At 54.9% G+C, this 306-nt stretch carries 1 rRNA gene; it reads right to left on the reverse strand.

What is annotated here, in order from left to right:
- Positions 1-306, reverse strand: a 23S ribosomal RNA gene (locus tag VF684_RS20980); the annotation flags it as partial.

Consider the following 306-nt stretch of genomic DNA (forward strand, 5'->3'; position numbering starts at 1 on the left):
GAAACACCACCTACGCACTTTCACCAGGACAACCGTCGCCTGGCCCACCTAGCCTTCTCCGTCCCCCCATCGCAATTACAAGTCGTGCAGGAATATTAACCTGCTTCCCATCGACTACGCCTTTCGGCCTCGCCTTAGGGGTCGACTCACCCTGCCCCGATTAACGTTGGACAGGAACCCTTGGTCTTCCGGCGAGGAGGCTTTTCACCCCCTTTATCGTTACTTACGTCAGCATTCGCACTTCTGATATCTCCAGCATACCTCTCGATACACCTTCGCAGACTTACAGAACGCTCCCCTACCACT

This window comes from Aeromonas sp. Lyrl_2 (assembly GCF_051948815.1).
Taxonomy (GTDB): Bacteria; Pseudomonadota; Gammaproteobacteria; order Enterobacterales; family Aeromonadaceae; genus Aeromonas; species Aeromonas veronii.